We start from the raw sequence: 25,441 nt of genomic DNA, 5'->3' as shown, positions 1-25,441 counted from the left end.
GATCGTCCTCACGCTCCGGTGCCCGTCGCTCCGCGTGGGCATGGCTCCCGTGATGCGCTGCGTCACATTCAAGCGCGTCCTCGGCGGCGTTCCCACGCAAGAGCGTGGGAACGATCATCGTGTTCCTCCGTGAAGGCTTTTTGTATGACGATGAGCGCTGCGCGTGGAAGTGCAGCTCGGAAGCCAATGCCTGCACAACGCACGTCGAAACCATCAATTTCACGAGCCATCGGCTGTTTTATGCGCGACCATTTCCCCACTAACGACAGACCTCGGCTCCTTCAAAACTGAATCGTTTAGCCTATCCGATCATCTGCGCTGAAGAACTGGCCCTTGCGGCCGACACTTTTATAGCACTAAGCCACCGTGGTCTCTTGTAAGCATGGGCCGCATGATGCAACCTTGCCATACGCGGAAACAGGCCTTTGGCCCAACGCAATCAGTATTCCGGAAGCGAATTTGTTGATGAAGAGCCAGACCGATGCTGCCGGTAGATCCGCAGCCGAGGTAGTGACGCAATTGCCTGTGCCTTCGCGCCTGGGCATGCTGCGTTTCGAGCGGCTTAACGAAGCCAATTGGGCGCTGTTGTACCTCGACGCTAACTGTGAAAAACAGTTCGGCCTGCCTGCCGTGGATCTCTGCGCCCTGATTGGATCGCCCTACGCCAGTCTGATGGAGCCCGAAGCGCGCTACCAATTGCACGATGAGGTGCAACTGCAGCTGGCGACGTCCAACAATTACAGCATTCGCTATACCCTGCACACGCCCAGAGGCCCGGTTGGCCTGCTGGAAATCGGTGAAGCCTACAAGCAGCACAATCGCCATCTGTTGCGTGGCTATTTCCTCATCGTCGAAGACTCTCTCGCAGAAGGCGAAGTGGCTGTCGACAATGACCTGGAAACCCGCAACTCGCGCCTGCAGATCGCCCTGGAGCTGAACCAGCGCGCCCAGCGTGATCAATACGCGCATCTGGAGCGCGTCCGGGCTCAGCAGGACCTGATCCTGCGCCTGACGCGGCATCGCTACACCACCACCAATACCCTGCTGGAAGCGGCCGAGCTGATCACCAAAAGCGCCTGCGTCATCTACGACGTGGACCGCGCCAGCATCTGGAGCCTCAACGACAAGCGCATGGAGCCGATCGCCGATTACCACCGGCAGACTGGCGACTATCATCCTCGCTCGTTCATCGATGTCAGCCCGTACCCCGGCTACCTCAACGCCCTGCACACCAGCAGGGCGATTGATGCATTCAACATTCAGTCCGACCCTCGCACCCGGGAGCTGGCCGAAAGTCTCCACCCGCAGCAGACCAACGCCACCCTCGATGCGAGCATTCGCATCGACGGTCAGGTGGTGGGCGTGCTGTGCCTTGAGCAGACCGGTTCGACCCGTGAGTGGCAGTCCGACGAGATAGCCTTCGCCGGTGAGCTGGCCGATCAGTTCGCGCAGGTCATCAACAACCTCAACCGCCGGGCGGCGACCAACGCGCTGCACCTGTTCCAGCGTGCGGTGGAGCAAAGCGCCAATGCCTTTCTGCTGGTCAACTGCGACGGCGTGGTCGAGTACGTCAACCCAAGCTTCACGGCCATCACCCAATACAGCTCCGAAGAGGTGGCAGGTCGCAAGCTTTCTGAATTGCCGGCGCTGGAAAACCTCAACGAATTGCTGCTGGAAGCCAATTCCAGCCTGACGACCAGCAACAGTTGGCAGGGCGAGTTCAAGAGCCGCCGCAAGAATCTGGAACCCTACTGGAGCCAGCTGTCGATCTCCAAGGTGTACGGCGACAACCGCGAGCTGACGCATTACATCGGCATTTACGAAGACATCACCCAGAGCAAGCTGGCCCAGCAGCGCATCGAACGCCTGGCCTACACCGATAACCTGACCAACCTGGGCAACCGGCCGGCGTTCATCCGCAATCTGGACGAGCGCTTCGACCGCGACACCGATACGCCCATGAGTCTGCTGCTGGTCGATATCGACAACTTCAAGCGCATCAACGACAGCCTTGGCCACCAGACCGGCGACAAGCTGCTGATCAGCCTTGCACGCCGCCTGCGCAATACCTTGAGCCCGACCGACGTACTGGCACGCTTTGCCAGTAACGAATTTGCCGTGCTGCTCGATCACACCGATCAGGAAGCGGGTCAGAACATCGCCAGCCAGGTCCTGGCAACGCTGGACAAGCCGATGTTCGTCGATAACCAGTTGATCAGTGTGACCGGCTCTGTAGGCCTGGCCTGCGCGCCACTGCACGGGCGCGATCCGCAGACCCTGATGAAAAATGCGGGCCTGGCGCTGCACAAGGCCAAGGCCAACGGCAAACATCAAGTACAGGTGTTCACCGAAGCACTCAACGCTGAAGCCAGCTACAAGCTGTTCGTCGAGAACAACCTGCGCCGTGCCCTGACGCAGAACGAGCTGGAAGTCTTCTATCAACCCAAGCTGTGCCTGCTGTCCGGCAGGCTGATCGGAATGGAAGCGCTGCTGCGCTGGAACCACCCTGAAAAGGGCATGATTCGTCCCGATCAGTTCATCAGCGTGGCGGAAGAAACCGGCCTGATCATTCCCATCGGCAAGTGGGTCGCACGCCAGTCCTGCCGTATGAGCAAAGACCTGACCGCAGCCGGGTTCGGCAATCTGCAAGTGGCCATCAACGTGTCGCCCAAACAGTTCTCCGACCCCGATCTGGTGTCCTCGATTGCCTCGATCCTCAAAGAGGAAGAGCTGGATGCGTCGCTGCTGGAACTGGAACTGACCGAAGGCCTGCTGCTGGAAGCCACCGAAGACACGCGCCAGCAACTGGACTCGCTGAAGAAACTCGGCCTGTCGCTGGCCATGGATGACTTCGGCACTGGCTACTCGTCTTTCAGCTACCTGAAGAAATTTCCCATCGACGTGATCAAGATCGATCGCAGCTTCATCCGTGATATCCCGGATGATGAAGACGACATGGAAATCACCTCGGCAGTCATCGCCATGGCCCACAACCTCAAGCTCAAGGTGGTCGCCGAAGGCATTGAAACCGCCGCCCAGCTGGCGTTCCTGCGCCGTCACCGCTGCGACGTCGGGCAGGGTTATCTGTTCGACAGACCCATCCCGGGCGAAGAGCTGATCAAAAAACTGCAGCGTTACCCGCGCCGACCGCCGGCCTGATCCCTCTTCCTGCACCTTGCCCAGTCGGGCACACTGTCGGTCTGTTTTTACACGGCAGCACTTGTTTCTGCGTGTAACAGGACTTATGTAGAGGTATTCATCTGTCCTGGCCCCTGCTGCCTGTCTCTAAACGAGAGGATATGGTTCATGACTCTGCGCTCGGAAATTCTAGTGAACAAGAACGTACTGCCTACCAAAGAACAAGCACTGCCGGGCCGTGAAACACCCATGGCGCTGCCCGAGACCCATTACGTCAACGGCAATCCTCTGCTGGGGCCGTTCTCCAACAACGTGGAATTCGCCATCTTCGGCATGGGTTGCTTCTGGGGCGCAGAACGTCGCCTGTGGCAACAGGAAGGCGTCGTGAGCACTGCGGTTGGTTACGCAGGCGGACACACGCCGAACCCGACCTACGAAGAAGTCTGCTCAGGCCTGACAGGCCACACCGAAGTGGTGCTGGTGGTCTACGAGCCTGAAAAGATCAGCTATGCGTCGCTGCTCAAAGTGTTCTGGGAAGCTCACAACCCGACCCAGGGCATGCGTCAGGGCAACGACATCGGCACTCAATACCGCTCGGTGATCTACTGCACCACGCCTGAACAACTCGATACGGCCAAAACCAGTGCCGAAGTCTTTCAGGCAGAACTGAGCAAGGCCGGTCTGGGCGGAATCACCACTGAAATCGAAGAGGCGCCGACGGTGTTCTTCGCCGAGGCGTATCACCAGCAGTATCTGGCCAAGAACCCACAGGGCTACTGCGGCCTGGGCGGCACCGGGGTTTGTCTGCCGGCTTGATCGCTACGCACTGATCGTGCCCACGCCAAGCGTGGGCATGCATCCAGAGAGGCGTTACCACGCGGGCGCGTGAGAACACTCAGTCACGCGCGCTCCATCACTCCGCAATCAACCAATCCATCTTCCAGCCGCCCTGGGTCTGGCCCAGTTTGTCGGCCAGATACGGCATCAGTTCGCGCAGCTCTTCTTCAAGACCCCATGGCGGGTTGGCGATGGCCAGGCCTGAGCCGTTGAGGCTGGCCGGGGTGTCCAGCGGGTGGACGTACAATTCGACGCGCAACAACTTGGGTGCGCCGGTTTCGGCGAGATCCTGATAGAAGCGTCTGAGCAGGCGCGGGTCCTTGATCGGATACCAGATCGCCGCCACTGTCTGACGCATGCGGCCGATGGTTTCCTTCAGCGCCACGGCGCAGCGCTTCATTTCGTCCAACTGTTCGAACGGCGGATCGATGAGCATCACCGCACGCTTCTCGGCCACCGGCAGTAATGCACGCGGCACATGCCAGCCTTCACCCAGGTGAACGGCAACGCGGCGGTCGCCCTTCATGTTTTCCTTGAGCAGACGTCCGTCTTCCGGGTGCTTCTCGTTGAGCAGCACACGCTCGCGCTCGCGGGTCAGGCGGCGGGCCAGCTCGGGGGAGCCGGGGTAATAGCGCAGCTCGCCATCGGGGTTCATGTCGCGCAGCACTTGAAGATAATCGGCAGCCAGCGCAGGCACGTCCTCCGCCTCCCAAAGACGGCCAATGCCTTCCAGCCATTCGCCGGTACGGGTGGCCTGATCACCTTTGAGGTCGTAAAGCCCGAGGCCTGCGTGGGTGTCGAGGTAGGCGAACGGCTGCTCCTTGCGCGCCATGAGGGCGATCAAGCGAGTCAGTGCGATGTGTTTGAACACGTCGGCGTGGTTGCCGGCGTGGTAGGCGTGACGGTAATTCATGGCAGCTCCTGGAAGGCTGCGCAGTTTAGCAAAACTGAGCGATGAACAAGAATTTGTAACGAATTTGCAGGACCAGTCCCTTTCATTTGCAGGACATTTCCGAGAAACTCCCTGGCCCTTGTGTCTGTCAATCCCGGTCACTACTCTGCGCCGGTCGCTGCAAATTCAGCGATGAGGAGTAGTAGCCCTCGGTGTGATTAGGCGCAATGCGCCACCTGTGAAAGGCGCTTTTTTATGGCCTGCATTTTATGGTGGCCGTGCGTCAGGGCATCTTCGGGTGCACCGGTTCCTAATCACCGGGCTACTACCTGCGCATGGCCGCCACCTTCGATTAGTAGCCGATGGTGACGACCTACCGATATTCGATTAGGAGTCATCTGAAATGCTGAAAATGGTCCCCGCCCTGCCCGCTTTCAAAGCCAACCCCGACCTGAGTCAGGAAGACGCGCTCATGCACGCCAGCGACCTGCTGCGCTGCGCCGTCACCAGCGCCTATGAATTCAGCGACAGCATGAGCGGCGCGCAACGCGACCTGACCCTGTCGATCATGCACCTGACGGAAATGGCCAAGACCATGGTGGACCTGACCCTCGACAACATGGCCACCGACTGAAAACGACACGCTCATAGCCAATCCAGCCATTGTCGGCTCAAGAGGGTTGCCCGCGCACAAGGCTGCTACCAGAATCGAGGGAAATTGAACAAGGAAAGACACGCCATGATGCACGCGGACCTGATTGATCAAGAAGACCTGATTGGCCAATTCAGGGCGCTGGGCTTCGACATGCCCGGCGGCGCTACAGCCGAACAGGCCTGTGCCCACGTCGTACGCGGCCTCAACGCCGAACGCGCCACCGCGCTGCGGCGTCTGGTCGAACAACTCCTGACCGGCAGCGCAACCATCCTGCCCGCCGTGCGCCAGGCCATCGACCAGCAATTGTTGCCCGCGCTTGCGGCTTACAGACAGAGTCAGGGCTGAGCCGGGTGTGACGCGAAGCGCGTCTTCAGACAAAACCTGCCTGACTGACGAAACCTGATCAGGTAGGAAGCGGCTTGCCGGCGAAGCGGCTTTTCAGACACAAGGCCAGTGATTGAACTGACGCTATCGCCGGCAAGCCGCCCACGGTCCAGTGTCTGCGGCGAGCCCGCACTCACCCCTGCGACAGGGTCTTGGCAATCACATCAACCGTCGCACTGACCTGATCTTCATACCGCGCCAGTTCGCCCTTGTGCTTGTCCTTCAGGTCGATCTGTTGGGAGCACAAGTTCAGCGCGGCCAGCACCAGCAGGCGGTCGCCGATCAGGGTCGGGTATTTGCGTTTGGTGTCGGCCAGCGAGGCGTTGAGCATGGCGGCGGCTTGAAGAAGTTTGACGTCCTCGCCTTCCGGCGCCTTCACCGAATACTGATTGCCCAGGATGGACAGGACCGTCACCCCGTTTCTGTCGAAGTTCATGCCTCGACAGCGCTGGCGCTGGTCGCCCGATCAACCAGTGCCTGAATGCGGGCGGCGGTGCTGCCCTGCTTTTCTTCCTGCTCCATCAGGCTCAATTGCAAGCTGTCGTTTTCATCCCTGACTTTGGCCAGCTCGGCGGTGAGCTGGGCATTCGTGTTTTGCAGGTTCTGGTTCTGTTGCACCAGATCACCGACAAGGTGTTCCAACTGGCTTAGGGAGGCTTCCAACATTCTGATTACTCGAGCAAATTTCAACGGGCGCACACGATAAAGAAAAGTCACTGCGCATGCCAGCGCTCAGGCCCTGCGGCGCTGGCGTCTTACGCCATGGACACGTCTGTAACGGAACGCATGGGGGGCTTGTGACTGCGATTCGGGGATCTTGTTCCGGCTGTTCGTCAGAGCATTTCTGCCTGCGACATAAACGCACAGCCCGTGGGCAAGATGCCATATGCCGGAACCCCCTATCGCCAGTACTTTCAAGGCTTTGCGAGGGTAATCGTCCATGGATGAAAAAAACGTCATGAATCGAACGTCGACAGGGCAGCCCATTACGCTCAAGTCCTCAGTGGTTCGACCGATAGGCACGCATTCACGTTACTTATTGTTTCTGCCGCATGGATTGCGCACCCTGACTCTGGAAGCCTTCTATGTCCCTTCGCAATATGAATATCGCCCCGCGCGCCTTTCTCGGTTTTGCCATGATCGGCGCGCTGATGCTGATCCTCGGCGTTTTCGCGCTTTCCCAGATGAGCAAGATCCGCGGCGCGACCGAGGTGCTGGCCGATAACAATGTGCCCAGCATCAAGAGCCTTGATCGTTTTGCAGAGGTCAGCATCCGTTTGCGAGTGCTGTCGTACCGTTTGCTGGTAAACCGCGAGCCGGACATCCAGCAGAAGACCATCGAACTGCTGGCCATGCGTAACAAACAGATCAACGATGCCCAGGCCATTTACGAAAGACTGATCAGCGACCCGAACGAGCGCAACCTTTACAACCAGTATGTGCAGTTGCTAGGACAGTACCGTGAGCTCGAGTCGCGCATGAAGACACTGACGCTCGCCAACAAGGTCGATGAGCTGCAGGATCTGCTCAATAAGGACATGCTCAGCAACTCCGACCAGATGAATGCCGTACTGATCAAACTGGTCGAGATCAACACCGCGCAGTTGATACAGGTGAAGAAGCAGGCTGCCGAAGAATACGACTCGGCGTTCGACATGGTCATCGCCCTGCTGGTCGCGGCTACCCTGTTGACCCTGGTGTTTGCCTGGATGCTGATCAAAAGCATCACGACACCGATCGCCGCTGCGCTGAACGCTGCCGAAACCATTGCCCAGGGCAATCTGACTCAGCCGATCAAGGTTGATGGAACTGATGAAGCCGGTCGCTTGTTGCAGGCCATGAAAACCATGCAGGACAAGCTGCGCGACACATTGCAGCGCATCTCCGGTTCGGCCACACAGCTGGCATCTGCCGCCGAAGAACTCAATGCCGTGACCGATGAAAGCGCGCGCGGTCTGGTGCAGCAGAATAACGAGATCGAGCAGGCAGCGACTGCGGTCAATGAAATGACCAGCGCGGTGGAGGAAGTGGCGCGCAACGCGACCAGCACTTCTGAAGCTTCACGCAACGCCACCGCTTCGGCAGGTGACGGTCGTGATCTGGTCCTGGAAACCGTCGGTGCCATTGAACGCATGAGCGGCGATGTGAAGGAAACCGCCGAACTGATCAGCAATCTGGCGAATGAATCCCGTGACATCGGCAAGGTGCTGGACGTGATTCGCGGTCTCGCGGACCAGACCAACCTGCTGGCGCTCAACGCGGCCATCGAGGCTGCCCGTGCCGGTGAAGCCGGTCGTGGGTTTGCGGTCGTGGCTGACGAAGTCCGCGCTCTCGCCCACCGCACTCAGCAGTCGACCAGTGAAATCGAACGCATGATCGGCAGCATTCAGGGCGGTACCGAGCAAGCTGTAACATCGATGCGCAACAGCACGGAGCGGGCCGAATCGACCTTGAGCATCGCCAAGGGCGCAGGCCTGGCACTGGATACCATCAACACCGCGGTGGAAGAGATCAACGAGCGCAATCTGGTGATCGCCAGCGCGGCCGAAGAACAGGCGCAGGTGGCGCGTGAAGTGGACCGCAACCTGGTCAACATCCGCGACCTGTCCGCACAGTCCACCACCGGCGCCAACCAGACCAGCGCAGCCAGCACAGAGCTGTCGCGTCTGGCGGTTGATTTGAACAGCATGGTGGGGCGCTTCAGCCTCTGATCAGCGCCTCGCCAGTGCTCTGCGTCCGCTCAGGAGTGTGACGCAGAGCGTGCGGTCCTGAGCGCGATCACATCTCTACAGCCTGACACTCGCAAACGTCGATTCATTGCGTGCCTGACTGAGTGCCGACATCGGCCCTGACAGCGGTGCCAGTACCAGTGCCTGCGGGATCGGCATCATGGCGACCTGCTGTGCGGTGTTGGAGCCTACGCGCTCATCGCGCGGCGGGATGCCGAAGTATTCGCGGTAGCACTTGGAGAAATGCGGCGTGGAGACAAAACCACAGACCGACGCCACTTCGATGATCGACATCGGCGTCTGCTTGAGCAGTTGCCGTGCACGGATCAAACGCAGTTTCAGGTAATAGCGCGATGGCGAGCAGTGCAGGTATTTCTGGAACAACCGCTCCAGCTGCCTGCGGGAAACGGCGACGTAGACGGCCAGTTCGTCGAGGTCGATCGGCTCTTCGAGATTGGCCTCCATCAGCGCAACGATTTCCTGAAGCTTGGGCTGATTGGTGCCCAGCATGTGCTTGAGCGGCACGCGCTGGTGGTCCTGCTCGTTGCGGATGCGCTCGTAGACGAACATCTCGGAAATGGCCGCCGACAACTCGCGGCCATGATCGCGACTGATCAGGTGCAGCATCATATCCAGCGGCGCTGTGCCGCCGGAGCTGGTGAAACGATTACGGTCGAGGGTAAACAGACGTGTGCTCATCGCCACTCGTGGGAAGGCTTCCTGCATGGACGCCAGACACTCCCAGTGCACGCTGCAATCAAAACCGTCCAGCAGACCTGCACAGGCCAGCGCCCAGCTGCCGGTGCACACCGCACCCAGACGACGGGACTGACGCGCCTGACTTTGCAGCCAGCTCACGTGCTCGCGGGTAACGGTGCGCTGAATGCCAACACCACCACAGACGATCACGGTGTCCATGACGGGCGCCTGATGCATCGCCGCATCCGGAGTGATCTGCAGGCCGTCACTGGCCCAGACCTGACCACCGTCCACGCTCAGGGTCGTCCAGCGATACAGCTCACGGCCGGACAATTGGTTGGCCATTCGCAGAGGTTCTACCGCTGACGCAAGGGAGATCAGTGTGAAGTTGTCCAGCAGCAGGAAGCCGATGGATTGTGGGGCGCGGTTCTGGGGTTGAGCCCCTTGATTGAACGATGTCATCACATTATCTCCTCTCACGTGGCGGGGTCGGCCTCAGGCGAGGCTCTTGTTATAGCCCTCATCCGTCGAGGGCTTTGTAATGACATCGCAAATCCCGTGCCTGAATTTGACCAGCCATTCAATAATCCCTGAAAACGACGTCGCGATGCGTCTATCCGGTAGCGACGTGCCTGTCTGTTTGCGACGTGGAGATCCGCGCAGTGCGGTGCCGTGTGAGCAATTCGGTAGCACTCGAAGGAAACGGCACACGTGTAGGCGCTTGAGGAGTGCTACTCAAAGCACAGGGAAGCAGGCAAGGTGCCAGCCCGGATTTCGCGCTAAAAGGTGGCGGCTTTCGGCGCCGGTGTTCGAAAATCGAGCAGCCCTTCAAAGTATCAGGATCGGGTCATGACTTTGCCATCCCGGAACTAACCCGGAACAACCCCCTCAAAAAGACCGCGCTCGCGAAGGCGCTGCTCGTCATGAACGGGCTCATGACCGTTTTCAGGCCCGATAGCCTCGGTCCGGCTCTGCTACGCTGGAGCCGCATCGCCCGCAGCATGTACGTTCACGCAAGTGCTCGACGCCCGGCACCGACATGCCCATACCCATCAGCGCCACAGGCCTCGAGCAGCACAGCCAGAAGACGTTTTTGGCCGTTTTCTGGCTGCTCTACCCCTGCATAAGTGCGCTTGCACGATGGAATAAATCTGTAAGCGACCTTGCGCACACTGGATGCGACCCCGCCTGTACTGGATACGACGCCCCCAGTATGCGTTTGATTTTGCCTGTTACATGATCGGCCTCGACTCGATCGCCAGGCGCAGTGATGGAGCTTCGCGAAATGCTTCGCCAACACATAAGTCGCGTCAGCGCTCACCTGATGAAACGGTGAGTGGGTGACCAAGAAGAAACTTGAAGGAGTCCACCCCGATGAAAGGTTCCAAACCGTTACTGTTGGCCGCCACGCTCTGTATACCGGTGCTGGCTCAGGCCGCCGAACCAGAAGCCTGTCATACCGTGAACTTCTCCGATGTCGGCTGGACCGACATCACCGTCACCACCGCAGTGACCAGCGCCGTACTCGAATCGCTCGGCTACAAGACCAAGACCACCATGATCTCCGTTCCCGTGACCTACAAATCGCTGGCGGATGGCAAGAACATGGACGTGTTTCTGGGTAACTGGATGCCGACCATGGAAAACGACATCAAGGCTTATCGCGAAGCCGGCACCGTCGAGACCGTACGCGCTAACCTGGAAAACGCCAAGTACACGCTGGCCGTTCCTGAAGCACTCTACGACAAGGGTCTGAAAGACTTTTCCGACATCGCCAAATTCAAGAAGGAACTGGGCGGCAAGATCTACGGCATCGAGCCCGGCAACGATGGCAACCGCTTGATCCAGAGCATGATCGACAAGAATGCCTTCGGCCTCAAGGACGCAGGCTTCAAGGTGGTCGAGTCCAGCGAAGCGGGCATGCTGTCGCAGGTTGATCGTGCCACGCGTCGCAATACCGACGTGGTGTTCCTGGGCTGGGAACCGCACCCGATGAACAAGCGCTTCAAGATGAAGTACCTGACGGGCGGCGACGAATTCTTCGGCCCCAACTACGGCCAGGCGACTATCTACACCAACACCCGCAAGGGCTATACACAGGAATGCAGCAACGTAGGCCAATTGCTCAAGAACCTGTCGTTCACGCTGGACATGGAAAGCACGCTGATGGGTAACGTGCTCGACGACAAGATGAAGCCGGATGCCGCCGCCAAGGCGTGGATCAAGAAGAACCCTCAAGTGCTCGACACCTGGCTGGCGGGTGTGAACACCGTTGACGGCAAACCAGGCCTGGAGGCTGCCAAGGCCAAGCTGACCCAGTAAGCCGACAGCAGGCGGGCCGGCCCCGCCTGCTGTCTTCACTTTCCCCCGCAAGCGGACAATCACTATCATGCTGACTGATCATAAAATCCCTTTGGGCGAGTACATCGCGGCGTTCGTCGACTGGTTGACACGCAATGGTGCCGACTACTTCGATGCGATTGCCTCGACACTGGAAATGATGATCCACGGGCTGACCTTCGCCCTCACCTGGTTCAACCCGCTGGTACTGATTGGCCTGATCGCCGCACTCGCCCATTTCATCCAGCGCAAATGGGGCCTGACGGTCTTCGTCATTCTTTCGTTCCTGCTGATCCTGAACCTGCATTACTGGCAGGAAACCATGGAAACGCTGGCACAGGTGCTGTTCGCCACCATGGTCTGTGTCGTGATCGGCGTGCCGCTGGGCATCATTGCCGCGCACAAGCCGATGTTCTACACGGTCATCCGCCCGCTGCTCGACTTGATGCAGACGGTGCCCACTTTCGTTTACCTGATTCCGACGCTGACGCTGTTCGGTCTGGGCGTGGTGCCCGGCCTGATCTCGACGGTGGTGTTCGCCATCGCCGCGCCGATCCGCCTGACTTATCTGGGCATCCGCGACGTGCCTCATGAATTGCTGGACGCGGGCAAGGCCTTCGGCTCCTCGCGCCGCCAACTGCTGACACGCATCGAACTGCCCTACGCCATGCCCAGCATCGCGGCCGGTATCACCCAGTGCATCATGCTGTCACTGTCGATGGTGGTGATCGCCGCGCTGGTCGGTGCCGACGGTCTGGGCAAACCCGTGGTCAACGCATTGAACACCGCTGATATCGCCTTGGGCTTCGAGGCGGGCCTGGCGATTGTGTTGCTGGCAATCATGCTCGACCGCATCTGCAAACAACCCGAAGCCAAGGTAGGGTCCGACGCATGAGTATTATCAAATTCGACAAGGTAGACGTCATCTTCTCCAAGGACCCGCGTGAGGCCCTCAAGCTGCTGGACGAAGGCCTGACGCGTGACCAGATCCTCAAGAAAACCGGGCAGATCGTGGGTGTGGAAAACGCCACACTGGAGATCGAGAAAGGCGAAATCTGCGTGCTGATGGGCCTGTCCGGTTCCGGCAAGTCCAGCCTGTTGCGCTGCATCAATGGCCTCAACACCGTGAGCCGTGGCTCGCTGTTCGTCGAGCACGAAGGCTCGCAGATCAACATAGCCAATTGCACGGCGGCTGAACTGAAGATGATGCGCACCAAACGCATCGCCATGGTCTTCCAGAAGTTCGCCCTGATGCCCTGGCTGACCGTGCGCGAGAACATCAGCTTCGGCCTCGAAATGCAGGGTCGCCCTGAAAAGGAACGGCGCAAGCTGGTGGACGAAAAGCTGGAACTGGTCGGCCTGACGCAATGGCGCAACAAGAAGCCGGACGAGCTTTCCGGCGGCATGCAACAGCGCGTTGGCCTGGCCCGTGCGTTGGCCATGGACGCCGACATTCTGCTGATGGACGAACCGTTCTCGGCGCTCGACCCGTTGATCCGTCAGGGCCTGCAGGACGAACTGCTGGCGCTGCAAAGCAAGCTGAGCAAGACCATCGTGTTCGTCAGTCATGACCTGGATGAGGCGCTGAAACTGGGCAGCCGCATCGCAATCATGAAAGACGGCCGCATCGTTCAGTACAGCGTGCCGGAGCAGATCGTCCTCAATCCTGCAGACGAGTACGTGCGTACCTTCGTCGCTCACACCAACCCGCTGAACGTGCTGTGCGGCCGCAGCCTGATGCGCACGGTCGATCAATGCACCCGAGTCAACGGCTCGGTGTGTCTGGATCCGGGCGGCGACTCCTGGCTGGATCTGGCCGAAGGCAATGTCATCAAAGGCGCACGCCAAGGCACCGGCGCGCTGGACTTGCAGAACTGGACGCCGGGCCAGGACGTCAACACGCTGGACCGCCGCCCCACCCTGGTGCACTCCAACATCGGCATGCGCGACGCGTTGCAGATCCGCTACCAGACTGGCAACAAACTGGTGCTGCAGGACGGCAATCAGGTCGTCGGCATCCTCGGCGACACCGAGCTGTATCACGCACTGCTGGGCAAGAACCACGGCTGACCGCACTGCATCAGGACTCATGCGCCTGATGCAGCAGCATGATCAGACCCTTTGGGATGCATGACGTCCCGACTGCATCCTGAGCCTGAAACGCGGGAATGATCACTCATCTCCCGCGCTCTGATCACGCCCAATGTTTTTTATTGATTGATCGTTCAATTAAAAATCTTTAGACTGTGCCAGCCATTTCGGTATAACGATCACTTCAGCCACTCGGGAGAATCGCGCTTATGCCAAAGGTCGGTATGCAACCCATCCGCCGCCAACAGTTGATCCAGGCCACGCTTACTGCGGTCGATCAGGTCGGCATGGGCGACGCCAGTATCGCGTTGATCGCCCGCCTTGCAGGTGTTTCGAACGGCATCATCAGTCACTACTTTCAGGACAAGAACGGCCTGATCGCAGCCACCATGCGCCATCTGATGAATGCACTGATCCAGACCGTCAGAGACCGCCGTCAGGCCCTGACCGACGATAGTCCGCGTGCGCATCTGCAAGTGATCATCGAAGGCAACTTCGACGCCAGCCAGGTCAATGGCCCGGCCATGAAAACCTGGCTCGCCTTCTGGGCAACCAGCATGCACCACCCGTCGCTGCACCGTTTGCAGCGCATCAACGACCATCGCCTGTATTCGAATTTGTGCGGTCAGTTCCGTCGCGCCTTGCCGCTGGAACAGGCACGCAACGCAGCCCGCGGGCTCGCAGCCCTGATCGATGGGCTGTGGCTGAGAGGCGCGCTGTCAGGCGATGCATTCGACACCGAGCAAGCGCAACGGATCGCTTACGAATACATGGATTTTCAATTGGCGAAATCGGCGAACTGAGCGCTTTCGAAGCGCCATCACCGAACGACTGCACCACCGTGTTGCCCAATGTTTCCGGCACACTGAAATCAGTCATCGCCTCCCCCACTGAATTTGCGAGGACTTTATGGCCCGTTTTGAATTGCAAAAACTTTACATCGACGGCGGTTATGTCGATGCCAGCAACTCCGAGACCTTCGACTCCATCAACCCGGCGAACGGCGAAGTGCTGGCCAAGATCCAGCGCGCCAGTCAGGAAGATGTCGAGCGCGCCGTGGTCGCCGCTGAAAAGGGCCAGAAAATCTGGGCCGCCATGACCGCAGTCGAGCGTTCGCGCATCCTGCGTCGTGCCGTCGACATCCTTCGAGAGCGCAACGATGAACTGGCCGCTCTGGAAACACTGGACACCGGCAAGGCCATCTCGGAAACCCGTTACGTCGACATCGTCACCGGCGCTGACGTGCTGGAGTACTACGCAGGCCTGGTGCCCGCCATCGAAGGCGAACAGATCCCGCTGCGCGATTCATCCTTTGTCTACACCCGCCGCGAGCCGCTGGGTGTGGTGGCCGGGATCGGCGCGTGGAATTACCCGATCCAGATCGCCCTGTGGAAATCCGCGCCAGCGCTGGCCGCAGGCAACGCGATGATCTTCAAGCCAAGTGAAGTCACCTCGCTGACCACCTTGAAACTGGCCGAAATCTACACCGAAGCGGGCGTACCGGACGGCGTGTTCAACGTGCTGACCGGCAGCGGCCGTGAAGTCGGCACCTGGATCACCGAGCACCCGCGCATCGAGAAAGTCTCCTTCACCGGCGGCACCGACACCGGCAAGAAAGTCATGGCCAGCGCTTCGAGTTCGTCGCTCAAGGAAGTGACCATGGAGCTGGGCGGCAAATCGCCGCTGATCGTGTTCGAAGACGCCGATCTGGATCGCGCTGCCGACATCGCGATGATGGCCAACTTCTACAGCTCGGGTCAGGTCTGCACCAACGGCACACGCGTATTCGTACCGAACGCACTGAAGGCCGAGTTCGAAGCGAAGATCCTTGAGCGTGTGAAGCGCATTCGTGCCGGTAACCCGGAAGACGAAAACATCAACTTTGGCCCACTGGTGAGCTTCGAGCACATGGAAAGCGTGCTGGGCTACATCGCCAAGGGCAAGGAACAGGGCGCACGTCTGCTGTGTGGCGGCGAGCGACTGACTGGCGGTGAGTTCGCCAAAGGCGCCTATGTCGCGCCAACCGTGTTCACCGATTGCACCGACGAGATGACCATCGTGCGCGAAGAGATCTTCGGCCCGGTGATGAGCATCCTCGGCTACGACACCGAAGACGAAGTGGTCCGCCGCGCCAACGACACCGATTTCGGTCTGGCGGCCGGCATCGTGACCCGCGACCTGAACCGCGCTCATCGTGTGATCCATCTGCTGGAAGCCGGCATCTGCTGGATCAACGCCTGGGGCGAGTCGGCGGCACAAATGCCGGTCGGCGGTTACAAGCAGTCGGGTGTGGGCCGTGAAAACGGTATCAGCTCGCTGGCCCAGTACACACGAATCAAGTCGGTACAGATCGAGCTGGGTGACTACGCGTCGGTTTTCTGAGGTTCGTTGAGTTGAATTTCGTCTGAGGCGAGGCCTTCACGAGCCATCTCGTGAAGAGGCCCGCCTCAAGTAGCGCACTAGCATGGGGTGCTAGGGGTCGAGCCACAAGCTGCTCGACCCGCGCTGATTTGCATTTGCCCCACCTACCTTGAAGAGGGCGCATTTATGTCCCAGGAATTCGATTACATCATCATTGGTGCCGGTTCGGCCGGTAACACTCTGGCAGCCCGTCTGACCGAAGACGAAGGCGTCACCGTTCTGCTGCTGGAAGCCGGTGGCCCGGACTACCGTCTGGATTTCCGTACCCAGATGCCTGCGGCTTTGGCGTTTCCGCTGCAAGGCCGCCGCTACAACTGGGCGTACGAGACCGAGCCAGAGCCGCACATGAACAACCGCCGCATGGAGTGCGGTCGCGGCAAGGGCCTAGGCGGCTCGTCGTTGATCAACGGCATGTGCTACATCCGTGGCAACGCGATGGACTATGACGGTTGGGCGAAGGAACCCGGTCTGGAAGACTGGAGCTACCTCGACTGCCTGCCGTACTTCCGCAAGGCCGAAACCCGCGACATCGGTGCCAACGACTACCACGGCGGCGACGGTCCGGTGAGCGTCACCACGCCCAAGGCTGGCAACAATCCGTTGTTCCACGCCATGGTCGAAGCAGGCGTACAGGCCGGTTACCCGCGTACCGACGACCTTAACGGTTATCAGCAGGAAGGCTTCGGCCCGATGGACCGTACCGTGACGCCCAAGGGCCGCCGCGCCAGCACGGCGCGTGGCTATCTGGACGAAGCGAAAAAGCGCTCGACCCTGACCATCGTCACCCATGCCCTGACCGACCGCATCCTGTTCGAAGGCAAGCGTGCCACAGGCGTGGCGTATCTGGTGGGCGACAGCGACACCCGCCATGAAGCCCGTGCCCGCAAGGAAGTCCTGCTGTGTGCCGGCGCCATCGCGTCGCCGCAGATCCTTCAGCGCTCCGGCGTCGGCCCGGCCGAGCTGCTCAACAAGCTGGACATTCCTGTGGTTCACGATCTGCCGGGCGTCGGTCAGAACCTTCAGGATCACCTGGAGATGTACCTGCAATACGCCTGCACTCAGCCTGTGTCGCTCTACCCTTCCCTGATGTGGTGGAACCAGCCTGCAATCGGTGCGGAATGGATGTTCCTCGGCACCGGCATCGGCGCCAGCAACCAGTTCGAAGCCGGTGGCTTTATCCGTTCGAGCGAAGCGTTCGAGTGGCCGAACATTCAGTATCACTTTCTGCCGGTAGCGATTAACTACAACGGCACCAAGGGCGTGCAGGAGCATGGGTTCCAGGCTCACGTCGGCTCAATGCGTTCGCCAAGCCGTGGCCGCGTGCACGTCAGGTCCAAGGACCCGCGCGAGTACCCTAGCATTCTGTTCAATTACATGGCGTCCGAGCAGGACTGGCAGGAATTCCGTGACGGCATCCGCCTGACACGCGAAATCATGCAGCAGCCTGCGCTGGATCCGTACCGTGGTCGTGAAATCAGCCCCGGTATTGACGTGCAGTCGGACGAGGCGCTGGACCAGTTCGTGCGTGAACATGCGGAGACGGCCTATCACCCGTCTTGCTCCTGCAAGATGGGCACCGACGAGATGGCTGTGGTCGATGGTCAGGGTCGCGTGCATGGCATGCAGAGCCTGCGCGTGGTGGATGCGTCGATCATGCCGATCATCACCACCGGCAACCTGAACGCGCCAACGATCATGATCGCCGAGAAAATCGCCGACAAGATCCGCGGCCGCCAGCCCCTGCCGCGCAGCACTGCGGACTACTTCGTGGCTGGCGACAAGCCAGCGCGTGGCAAGCCGCTGCGCGAGGTCACGCACCAGGCATAATTGATCACGCCTGGGCTCTGCGCCCAGCGTCATACACCTGTCTTGCTGCAACCACCGGACGGTGGGAGGCGGCCTGCCGGCGATGCTTTTCAAGCAGCGACCTATCGGTGACTGAACGTACGCCATAGCTGGCAAGCCGCCTTCCAGGGGATATGCACTCAGTCAGATACTTCGTCCAAGGGCCACGCAAGCGTCTATCTCAACCTTATGGGTGCAGCGCGGCCCGTCCTCGGGTTAATCTCCGTCTTCAAGGCAATCGGTCCACAAGACCGTCCGGACTTCACCGACCGCCCTCAAGAAGGAGCTTGTCTGCATGTTCGATTTCTCCGCTCAGCTCAAGCAGCGGTTTGCTGCCCTCAAGAGTGATGCGCAATTCTTTTCCGTGCGTTATGTCCGTCGAAACGGTCAGCGTCTGTCTGTGCGCAAGAACGTGGCCGAGCCGCCTTCGCTGTTCGCCGATGAAGGGGCAATGCTGACGGTGCGCTTCAATGGCGTCGAAACTTACGCCGCGACCCATGATATTTCCCAAAACGGTCTGCAGACCGCCCTGAATCAGGCCGAGGCCATGGCTCGCCGTCTGGCGCCACATGCGTTGCTGGACCTGAGCGAACAGCCCGTGTCCACTGCAAAGGCCGACTACTTCTCGCCAAACTTCAACCAGGCTTTCCCGTCGCTGAGCGACTGCATCGGCCTGCTGATGAGCGAGTCCACGGCCGTCCCGAAAGACGACCGGCTCGTCAACTGGCAAGCCGAGTTGGGGCTGGAAACGGTCGAACAGATTTACTTAAACAGCGCAGGTGCCGAATTGCGCCAGGCGCAGCGCTTTGTCTTTCCGGGCGTGAGCGTCACGGCCTACGACGGAACCGACAGCCAGACCCGCAGCCTGGGGGGCCAGAACTTTGGCCAGCAGGGCGGCGTTGAAGTGCTGAGCAACTGTGGTTTGATCGGCGCGGCAGCGACAGTCGCCGATCAGGCGTTACAGCTGATACTGGCGCCCAACACACCGTCCGGCCAGCGCGACCTGCTGTTGATGCCGGACCAGATGGTGCTGCAGATTCACGAATCCATCGGCCACCCGCTGGAACTGGACCGGATTCTGGGCGACGAGCGCAATTACGCAGGCACCAGCTTCGTCAAGATGTCGGATTTCGGCACCCTGCAGTACGGCTCCAACCTGCTCAACGTGACGTTCGACCCGGACATCCCCGAGCAGCTCGCCAGTTATGGCCATGACGACGAAGGCACAGCGGCCAGCAAGCAATTCCTGATCCGCGACGGCCTGCTGCAACGTCCGCTGGGTGGCGCACTGTCGCAATACCGCAGCGGCCTGGACGGCGTGGCCAACAGCCGCGCCAGCAGTTGGAACCGACCGCCCATCGATCGCATGGCCAATTTGAACATCGAACCGGGTGATCAATCGATGGACAGCCTGATCGGCAACATCGAGCACGGCATTCTGATGTCGAGCAACCGTTCGTGGTCCATCGACGACGCGCGCAACAAATTCCAGTTCGGCTGCGAATGGGGCCAGTTGATCGAGAACGGCGAACTCAAAGGCGTGGTGAAGAACCCCAACTATCGGGCGATTTCCGCACGCTTCTGGAAGAGCCTCAGCGCAGTGGGCGATGCCAGCACCTTCAAGGTGCTGGGCACGCCGAACTGCGGCAAGGGTGAGCCTAACCAGGTGATCCGGGTCGGCCACGCGACGCCCGCGTGTGTCTTCAGCCAGGTCGATGTGTTTGGAGGAGATGCCTGATGACTCAGCAACAGCAATTCGAGGCGCTGGTCGCCTTGCTCAAGGCGGCCATCCGCCCGACCGAACAGTTCACCCTGGCCTATGACGCCGAGGCGTCGGATTTCATTCGTTTCAACCACGGCCAGGTGCGCCAGGCCGGGCAGGTGCAGCAGGCCATTCTGAGCTTGAAACTGATTGATGACGGCCGCCACGCCAATCTGGAAGTGACGCTGTCCGGCGATAACGACACCGATGCCCAACGTCTGACCGATGCCCTTCAGCAACTGCGCGAAACGTTGCCGCTGCTGTCGAAGGACCCGTATCTGCTGCCCAACACGCAGGCGTGGCAAAGCAATAACGTTCAGGAGAATCCGCTGCCTGACAGCGGGCAGGTCGTAGAACGGATCAGCGAACTGGCTCAAGGACTGGACCTGGTCGGTTTCTATGCTTCAGGCCCGCTGTACCGGGGTTTCGCCAGTTCATGGGGTGCGCTGGGCTGGCATCAGGCCAACAGCTTCAACTTCGACTGGAGCCTGTTTCACGAAAACGGTCAGGCCGTGAAGGCCAACTATGCTGGTCATGACTGGGACAACGAGGCGTTCAGCCGTCGCTTCGAGCAGGCCCGCGAGCAACTGGATTATCTGGGTCGCCCGCTGCATACCCTCGAACCCGGCCAGTACCGTGCCTATCTGGCTCCGGCGGCGCTGGACGAAGTCATCGGCATGCTGAGCTGGGGTGGGTTTTCTGCGCAGGCGATTGCCAGCAAACGCAGCCCTTTGCAGCGCCTGTACAACGGCGACGCGCAGTTCAGTCCATTGGTCAGCATCCAGGAAAAGGTCAGTGGTTCGCTGTCGCCTGCGTTTTCGCGTGAGGGCTACCCGCGCAAGGATCTGTCCCTCGTCGCGGACGGCAAGGCGGGCGAGCAACTGGTGGACTCCAGCAGCGCCGCCGAATACGACCTGCAGGCCAACGGTGCCGATTACGGCGAATGGCCCAGTGCGCTGGACATTGCCGGCGGTTCACTGGAGCTGGATCAGGTGCTGCAAAAGCTCGGCACTGGCCTGTACATCAGCAACCTCTGGTACCTGAACTTCTCCGATCAGGCTGCAGGACGCCTGACCGGCATGACACGTTTCGCGACCTTCTGGGTCGAGGACGGCAAGATTGTCGCGCCGGTCAGCACCATGCGTTTCGACGACAGCGCTTACAGCCTGCTGGGCAGCGCACTGGAAGATCTGACGCATGAAAGGGAACTCATTCTGCAATCGAGTACCTACAGTCAGCGCCAGACAGGATCCATTCAATTGCCCGGTGCTTTGATAAGCCGACTGACCCTCACGTTATAGCCAGGAGCTTATGGCCAACTCTGCCACGCACGTCATGGACGACAAGACCCTTCGCTGGATGCCTTGGGTCATCGCCATCGCTTTTTTCATGCAAAGCCTGGACGGCACGATTCTCAACACCGCCCTGCCGTCCATGGCTCACTCACTGGCTGAAGACCCACTGCGGATGCAGTCGGTGGTCATCGCTTACATGCTGACCATTGCGCTGCTGATCCCGGCCTCGGGCTGGATTGCCGACCGGTTCGGGATCAAGCGCATCTTTTTCAGTGCCATCCTGCTGTTCAGCTTCGGCTCTCTGCTGTGCGCGCTGTCCAATTCGCTGGGCATGCTGGTGGGTGCACGGGTGATTCAGGGGCTGGGCGGCGCGTTGATGGTGCCTATCGGGCGGCTGATCGTGCTGAGGGTCTATCCGCGTTCGGAGCTGGTGCGGATCATGGGTTTCATCACGGTGCCGGGGCTCATCGGACCGTTGCTCGGTCCGACACTGGGCGGCTGGATGGTGGAATACCTGAGCTGGCACTGGATTTTCCTGCTTAACATCCCGGTCGGCATCATTGGCTGCTATGCGGTCAAGCATTTCATCCCGGACATCCCCGGCGGCGGGCGCACCCGCTTCGACGGGGTCGGGTTCATTCTGTTCGGCGCAGCCATGGTGCTGATCACCATTGCACTCGAGGGGCTGGGCGAACTGAAACTGCCGCACATGCGGGTGGTGCTGCTGTTGTTCGCCGGAATGGGCTGCCTGGCGGCTTACTGGCTGCGGGCAGGACACATCGACGCGCCGCTGTTCGCGCCCTCACTGTTTCGTACCCGCACCTTCGCAGTCGGCATCATGGGCAACCTGTTCGCCCGACTCGGCAGCGGCGCGCTGCCGTTTCTGGTGCCGTTGCTGCTGCAGGTCGCGTTGGGCTATTCGCCGTCCGAGGCAGGCATGAGCATGCTGCCGCTGGCCGCCGCCGGAATGTTCGCCAAAACCGTGGCGCGCTGGCTGATCGAACATTTGGGCTATCGCACCCTTCTGACCAGCAACACGCTGCTGCTGGGCATACTGCTGGCGAGTTTCGCACTGGTCGAGGTGGACACCCCGTACTGGGTGTTGCTGGTGCACCTGGGACTTCTGGGCGCAGTGAACTCGCTGCAATTCACCGCGATGAACACCGTGACCCTGATCGATCTGAATGACGCCAGCGCGGCCAGCGGCAACGGCCTGCTGTCGGTGGTGGCGCAACTGTCGCTGAGTCTGGGAGTGGCCAGCGCCGCCGCCTTGCTGGGCGGCTTCAGTGACGAAGTGGCGACAGGCGAGGTCAGCGACGTGCTGGGCGCGTTCCATATGACCTTCCTGAGCGTCGGCATCCTGGCGATGTTCGCGGCGGGGATTTTTCTGCAACTGCCTGCAGGTGAGGGGCGCAAGAAGGTGTGACGCGCCTGCCACCTGGGAGGCGGCTTGCCGGCGATGGCGTCAGTTCAATCACTGATAGGTCGCGCCGGAATACGCATCGCCGGCAAGCCGTCTCCCACAGTCCATTGAACCGGGCCCAATAAGCTGGACAGCCATTTATCGACATCGCCATCTGAGCCGCCCCCGGGACCTGATACACTGCGCGACATTTTTGTTTTGCAGGTCCATCGTCGTGACAAACACCGCTTTCAATACTTTGCCTCTGTCCGCTGCCATGCTGGCTAACCTGGAGTCGCTTGGTTATGCCGAAATGACACCGATTCAGGCGCAGAGCCTGCCGGTGATCCTCAAGGGCATGGACCTGATCGCTCAGGCCAAGACCGGCAGCGGCAAGACCGCCGCCTTCGGCATCGGCCTGTTGAACCCGATCAATCCACGCTTCTTCGGCTGTCAGGCACTGGTCCTGTGCCCGACGCGCGAACTGGCCGATCAGGTGGCCAAGGAAATTCGTCGTCTGGCCCGTTCGGAAGACAACATCAAGGTGCTGACCCTGTGTGGTGGCGTGTCGTTCGGCCCGCAGATCGGTTCGCTGGAGCACGGCGCGCACATCATCGTCGGCACACCGGGCCGCATTCAGCAGCACTTGCGCAAAGGCTCGCTGATACTGGACGGCCTGAACACGCTGATCCTCGACGAAGCCGACCGCATGCTGGACATGGGCTTCTACGACGCCATCGCCGACATCATCGAGCAGACCCCGCAGCGTCGTCAGACCCTGCTGTTCTCGGCCACCTACCCGGTCGGCATCAAACAACTGTCGTCGAAGTTCATGCGCGATCCACAGACCGTGAAGGTCGAGGCGCTGCACGCTGACAGCCAGATCGAGCAGATTTTCTACGAAATATCCCCCGAGCAGCGTCTGGAAGCGGTGGTCAAGGTGCTGGGCCATTTCCGCCCGACTTCCTGCGTCGCGTTCTGCTTCACCAAGCAGCAGGTTCAGGAAGTGGTCGATCACCTGACTGCCAAGGGCATGTCTGCCGTCGGCCTGCATGGCGACCTGGAGCAGCGTGACCGTGATCAGGTGCTGGCGATGTTTGCCAACCGCAGCACCTCGGTGCTGGTCGCGACTGACGTGGCGGCACGCGGTCTGGACATCGATGCACTGGACATGGTGATCAACGTTGAGCTGGCACGCGATTCGGAAATCCACATCCACCGCGTTGGCCGGACCGGTCGTGCAGGCGAGAAAGGCATCGCGGTCAGCCTCGTGGCACCGTCGGAAAGCCAGCGCGCCCGAGCCATCGAAGAGCTGCAGAAAGCACCGTTGAACTGGCAGCAATACGATCAGCTGAGCATCAAGGAAGGCGGCAAACTGCTGCCGGCCATGACCACGCTGTGTATCGGCTCGGGTCGCAAGGACAAACTGCGTCCAGGCGACATCCTTGGTGCGCTGACAGGCGAAGCCGGTATTCCGGGTACGCAGGTCGGCAAGATCGCGATCTTCGACTTCCAGGCTTACGTAGCGGTCGAGCGCAGCATGGCCAAACAGGCGCTGGAGCGCTTGAACAACGGCAAGATCAAAGGCAAGTCGCTGCGCGTGCGGATTTTGTAACCCAAAAAGGATGATGATCGTGCCCGCGCTCCCGCCCGGGCACGCAGCCCGTGACGCATTGCGTCACCTCCAGAAGCGGACGCGCGGCGTCCATGCAGTCGATTCCCGAGGACCATGCTGTGCCCGTTACTGACGTTGTAATCATTGGCGCTGGCGCCGCAGGTTTGATGTGTGCGTTTACCGCGGCCAGTCGTGGGCGCAAGGTGATGCTGATCGATCACGCCAACAAACCCGGCAAGAAGATCCTCATGTCGGGTGGCGGGCGGTGCAACTTCACCAACATGTACACCGAGCCTGCCAACTTCCTCTCGCAGAACGCGCATTTCTGCAAGTCGGCGCTGGCACGCTACACCCAGTGGGACTTCATCGAGATGGTCGCCAGACATGGCGTGCCCTATCACGAGAAAAAGCTCGGCCAGCTGTTTTGCGACAACAAGTCCAGCGACATTCTGGAAATGCTGCTGGAAGAGTGCCGTCAGGCCGGTGCCAGCCTGCACATGGACACCTCGGTGCAGCAGATCGAAAAGACCGACTCGGGCTACCGCCTGCAAACCACGCTCGGCACGCTGGATTGCCAGTCACTGGTGATCGCCACCGGCGGACTGTCGATCCCGACGCTGGGCGCGACCGGGTTCGGCTATCAGGTCGGCAAACAATTTGGCCATACGCTTCTGCCAACGCGCGCAGGCCTTGTGCCATTCACCATCACCGATCAGCTCAAGGCATTGTGCACCGAGCTGTCGGGCACTTCGGTGGATTGTCTGGTGAGCTGCAACGACACCTGTTTCCGCGAGAACATACTGTTCACCCATCGCGGCCTCAGCGGCCCGGCGATCCTGCAGATTTCCTCGTTCTGGCAGCCCGGCGACACGGTTGAAATCAACCTGCTGCCCGATCACGACGTGCCTGCCTGGCTCGCACAACAACAGGCTGAGCGCCCCAACAGCGAGCTGAAGACGCTGCTGGGTGAGATCTTTACCAAGAAGATGGCCAACCTGATCGCCGAGCACTGGTTCGTGTCCAAACCGATGAAGCAGTACACCCACGCTGAACTGGCCGACATCGCCGCGAAGCTGGCGAGCTGGCAAGTCATCCCGGCGGGCACCGAAGGTTACCGCACCGCCGAGGTCACGCTGGGTGGGATCGACACACGTGAAGTGTCGTCCAAGACCATGGAGTCGCTGAAATCGCCCGGTCTTTATTTTGTCGGTGAAGTGCTGGACGTCAGCGGCCACCTGGGCGGCTTCAATTTCCAATGGGCGTGGGCATCGGCCTACGCTGCAGCGCAATACGTGTGACGCAACACTGAATGCCGGTATAAATTTTGCGAGCCGGA

At 60.2% G+C, this 25,441-nt stretch carries 20 protein-coding genes and 1 pseudogene; 17 read left to right on the top strand and 4 right to left on the bottom strand.

What is annotated here, in order from left to right; genetic code table 11:
• Nucleotides 1-465: 465 nt before the first annotated feature.
• Both JTJ32_RS16220 and msrA read left to right on the top strand, forming a co-directional pair.
• Nucleotides 466-3,159 (top strand): sensor domain-containing phosphodiesterase, encoded by a 2,694-nt coding sequence (locus JTJ32_RS16220; protein WP_210042639.1) that lies wholly within the window; start codon nucleotides 466-468, stop codon nucleotides 3,157-3,159.
• Between the two features lie 147 nt (nucleotides 3,160-3,306).
• Complete coding sequence (gene msrA / locus JTJ32_RS16215; protein ID WP_099229466.1) at nucleotides 3,307-3,954, top strand: peptide-methionine (S)-S-oxide reductase MsrA; 648 nt, start codon at nucleotides 3,307-3,309, stop codon at nucleotides 3,952-3,954.
• 97 nt (nucleotides 3,955-4,051) lie between these two features.
• On the opposite strand, the gene JTJ32_RS16210 is transcribed toward msrA, so the two are convergent.
• Nucleotides 4,052-4,888 carry a 23S rRNA (adenine(2030)-N(6))-methyltransferase RlmJ gene (locus JTJ32_RS16210; RefSeq protein ID WP_210042637.1) on the bottom strand — a complete coding sequence of 279 codons (837 nt, stop codon included), beginning with the start codon at nucleotides 4,886-4,888 and terminating at the stop codon, nucleotides 4,052-4,054.
• 382 nt (nucleotides 4,889-5,270) lie between these two features.
• Here JTJ32_RS16210 and JTJ32_RS16205 point away from each other — a divergent pair, with 382 nt between their 5' ends.
• The gene (locus JTJ32_RS16205; RefSeq protein WP_184321848.1) at nucleotides 5,271-5,501 is read left to right on the top strand and encodes a DUF6124 family protein; all 231 of its coding nucleotides are present in this window, start codon (nucleotides 5,271-5,273) and stop codon (nucleotides 5,499-5,501) included.
• Nucleotides 5,502-5,606: 105 nt separating this feature from the next.
• A complete protein-coding gene (locus JTJ32_RS16200) occupies nucleotides 5,607-5,867 on the top strand; it encodes a hypothetical protein (RefSeq protein WP_004888058.1) in 261 nt (86 codons plus the stop codon).
• Nucleotides 5,868-6,039: 172 nt separating this feature from the next.
• Here the strand turns inward: JTJ32_RS16200 and JTJ32_RS16195 are convergent, their stop codons facing one another.
• Both JTJ32_RS16195 and JTJ32_RS16190 read right to left on the bottom strand, forming a co-directional pair.
• Nucleotides 6,040-6,342, bottom strand: a complete 303-nt coding sequence (locus JTJ32_RS16195) for a cell division protein ZapA (RefSeq protein ID WP_004888061.1) — start codon at nucleotides 6,340-6,342, stop codon at nucleotides 6,040-6,042.
• Entirely contained in the window at nucleotides 6,339-6,572 is a 234-nt protein-coding gene (locus JTJ32_RS16190) for a hypothetical protein (protein WP_004888063.1), read from the bottom strand. Before JTJ32_RS16190 ends, JTJ32_RS16195 begins: the two co-directional genes overlap by 4 nt.
• Nucleotides 6,573-6,991: 419 nt before the next feature.
• Here JTJ32_RS16190 and JTJ32_RS26785 point away from each other — a divergent pair.
• Nucleotides 6,992-7,762 (top strand): annotated as a pseudogene (locus JTJ32_RS26785) (MCP four helix bundle domain-containing protein); the annotation flags it as partial.
• Entirely contained in the window at nucleotides 7,745-8,617 is an 873-nt protein-coding gene (locus JTJ32_RS26780; protein WP_408004601.1) for a methyl-accepting chemotaxis protein, read from the top strand. The pseudogene JTJ32_RS26785 and the gene JTJ32_RS26780, both read left to right, overlap by 18 nt.
• 75 nt (nucleotides 8,618-8,692) lie before the next feature.
• Here JTJ32_RS26780 and gbdR read toward each other — a convergent pair whose 3' ends face one another.
• Nucleotides 8,693-9,796 (bottom strand): choline metabolism transcriptional regulator GbdR, encoded by a 1,104-nt coding sequence (gene gbdR, locus JTJ32_RS16180; protein WP_004888066.1) that lies wholly within the window; start codon nucleotides 9,794-9,796, stop codon nucleotides 8,693-8,695.
• Between the two features lie 912 nt (nucleotides 9,797-10,708).
• Between gbdR and JTJ32_RS16175 the strand changes: the two genes are divergently transcribed.
• The 11 genes from JTJ32_RS16175 (at nucleotide 10,709) to JTJ32_RS16125 (ending at nucleotide 25,403) form a co-directional block, all read left to right on the top strand.
• Complete coding sequence (locus JTJ32_RS16175) at nucleotides 10,709-11,656, top strand: choline ABC transporter substrate-binding protein (RefSeq protein WP_099229462.1); 948 nt, start codon at nucleotides 10,709-10,711, stop codon at nucleotides 11,654-11,656.
• Nucleotides 11,657-11,720: 64 nt separating this feature from the next.
• Nucleotides 11,721-12,569 (top strand): choline ABC transporter permease subunit, encoded by an 849-nt coding sequence (gene choW, locus JTJ32_RS16170; RefSeq protein ID WP_180274405.1) that lies wholly within the window; start codon nucleotides 11,721-11,723, stop codon nucleotides 12,567-12,569.
• Nucleotides 12,566-13,744, top strand: coding sequence for a choline ABC transporter ATP-binding protein (gene choV, locus JTJ32_RS16165; RefSeq protein ID WP_210042633.1), 1,179 nt, complete (start codon nucleotides 12,566-12,568; stop codon nucleotides 13,742-13,744). The genes choW and choV overlap by 4 nt, the downstream gene beginning before the upstream one ends.
• A gap of 230 nt (nucleotides 13,745-13,974) precedes the next feature.
• The gene (gene betI, locus JTJ32_RS16160; RefSeq protein ID WP_099229460.1) at nucleotides 13,975-14,568 is read left to right on the top strand and encodes a transcriptional regulator BetI; all 594 of its coding nucleotides are present in this window, start codon (nucleotides 13,975-13,977) and stop codon (nucleotides 14,566-14,568) included.
• A gap of 106 nt (nucleotides 14,569-14,674) precedes the next feature.
• Nucleotides 14,675-16,147 carry a betaine-aldehyde dehydrogenase gene (gene betB / locus JTJ32_RS16155; protein WP_210042632.1) on the top strand — a complete coding sequence of 491 codons (1,473 nt, stop codon included), beginning with the start codon at nucleotides 14,675-14,677 and terminating at the stop codon, nucleotides 16,145-16,147.
• Nucleotides 16,148-16,312: 165 nt separating this feature from the next.
• The gene (gene betA / locus JTJ32_RS16150) at nucleotides 16,313-18,013 is read left to right on the top strand and encodes a choline dehydrogenase (protein ID WP_210042629.1); all 1,701 of its coding nucleotides are present in this window, start codon (nucleotides 16,313-16,315) and stop codon (nucleotides 18,011-18,013) included.
• Between the two features lie 313 nt (nucleotides 18,014-18,326).
• Nucleotides 18,327-19,769 (top strand): TldD/PmbA family protein, encoded by a 1,443-nt coding sequence (locus JTJ32_RS16145; protein WP_210042627.1) that lies wholly within the window; start codon nucleotides 18,327-18,329, stop codon nucleotides 19,767-19,769.
• Nucleotides 19,769-21,094 carry a TldD/PmbA family protein gene (locus JTJ32_RS16140; RefSeq protein ID WP_099229456.1) on the top strand — a complete coding sequence of 442 codons (1,326 nt, stop codon included), beginning with the start codon at nucleotides 19,769-19,771 and terminating at the stop codon, nucleotides 21,092-21,094. The genes JTJ32_RS16145 and JTJ32_RS16140 overlap by 1 nt, the downstream gene beginning before the upstream one ends.
• Nucleotides 21,095-21,104: 10 nt before the next feature.
• Nucleotides 21,105-22,514 (top strand): multidrug transporter subunit MdtD, encoded by a 1,410-nt coding sequence (gene mdtD / locus JTJ32_RS16135; RefSeq protein WP_210042626.1) that lies wholly within the window; start codon nucleotides 21,105-21,107, stop codon nucleotides 22,512-22,514.
• 211 nt (nucleotides 22,515-22,725) lie between these two features.
• Nucleotides 22,726-24,105 carry an ATP-dependent RNA helicase DbpA gene (gene dbpA / locus JTJ32_RS16130; protein ID WP_210042625.1) on the top strand — a complete coding sequence of 460 codons (1,380 nt, stop codon included), beginning with the start codon at nucleotides 22,726-22,728 and terminating at the stop codon, nucleotides 24,103-24,105.
• Between the two features lie 119 nt (nucleotides 24,106-24,224).
• The gene (locus tag JTJ32_RS16125) at nucleotides 24,225-25,403 is read left to right on the top strand and encodes a BaiN/RdsA family NAD(P)/FAD-dependent oxidoreductase (RefSeq protein ID WP_099229601.1); all 1,179 of its coding nucleotides are present in this window, start codon (nucleotides 24,225-24,227) and stop codon (nucleotides 25,401-25,403) included.
• Nucleotides 25,404-25,441: the final 38 nt, after the last annotated feature.

It is taken from the genome of Pseudomonas alliivorans (assembly GCF_017826695.1).
GTDB lineage: Bacteria > Pseudomonadota > Gammaproteobacteria > Pseudomonadales > Pseudomonadaceae > Aquipseudomonas > Aquipseudomonas alliivorans.
Note: the sequence above shows the minus strand (reverse complement) of the source record. Positions and strands in the feature narration are given on the sequence as shown.

Bases quoted from the DNA above. Each gene is read 5' to 3' on its own strand.
- JTJ32_RS16220 (WP_210042639.1), top strand. From the start codon at position 466: ATGAAGAGCCAGACCGATGCTGCCGGTAGATCCGCAGCCGAGGTAGTG.
- msrA (WP_099229466.1), top strand. From the start codon at position 3,307: ATGACTCTGCGCTCGGAAATTCTAGTGAACAAGAACGTACTGCCTACC.
- JTJ32_RS16210 (WP_210042637.1), bottom strand. From the start codon at position 4,888: ATGAATTACCGTCACGCCTACCACGCCGGCAACCACGCCGACGTGTTC.
- JTJ32_RS16205 (WP_184321848.1), top strand. From the start codon at position 5,271: ATGCTGAAAATGGTCCCCGCCCTGCCCGCTTTCAAAGCCAACCCCGAC.
- JTJ32_RS16200 (WP_004888058.1), top strand. From the start codon at position 5,607: ATGATGCACGCGGACCTGATTGATCAAGAAGACCTGATTGGCCAATTC.
- JTJ32_RS16195 (WP_004888061.1), bottom strand. From the start codon at position 6,342: ATGAACTTCGACAGAAACGGGGTGACGGTCCTGTCCATCCTGGGCAAT.
- JTJ32_RS16190 (WP_004888063.1), bottom strand. From the start codon at position 6,572: ATGTTGGAAGCCTCCCTAAGCCAGTTGGAACACCTTGTCGGTGATCTG.
- JTJ32_RS26780 (WP_408004601.1), top strand. From the start codon at position 7,745: ATGAAAACCATGCAGGACAAGCTGCGCGACACATTGCAGCGCATCTCC.
- gbdR (WP_004888066.1), bottom strand. From the start codon at position 9,796: ATGACATCGTTCAATCAAGGGGCTCAACCCCAGAACCGCGCCCCACAA.
- JTJ32_RS16175 (WP_099229462.1), top strand. From the start codon at position 10,709: ATGAAAGGTTCCAAACCGTTACTGTTGGCCGCCACGCTCTGTATACCG.
- choV (WP_210042633.1), top strand. From the start codon at position 12,566: ATGAGTATTATCAAATTCGACAAGGTAGACGTCATCTTCTCCAAGGAC.
- betI (WP_099229460.1), top strand. From the start codon at position 13,975: ATGCCAAAGGTCGGTATGCAACCCATCCGCCGCCAACAGTTGATCCAG.
- betB (WP_210042632.1), top strand. From the start codon at position 14,675: ATGGCCCGTTTTGAATTGCAAAAACTTTACATCGACGGCGGTTATGTC.
- betA (WP_210042629.1), top strand. From the start codon at position 16,313: ATGTCCCAGGAATTCGATTACATCATCATTGGTGCCGGTTCGGCCGGT.
- JTJ32_RS16145 (WP_210042627.1), top strand. From the start codon at position 18,327: ATGTTCGATTTCTCCGCTCAGCTCAAGCAGCGGTTTGCTGCCCTCAAG.
- JTJ32_RS16140 (WP_099229456.1), top strand. From the start codon at position 19,769: ATGACTCAGCAACAGCAATTCGAGGCGCTGGTCGCCTTGCTCAAGGCG.
- mdtD (WP_210042626.1), top strand. From the start codon at position 21,105: ATGGCCAACTCTGCCACGCACGTCATGGACGACAAGACCCTTCGCTGG.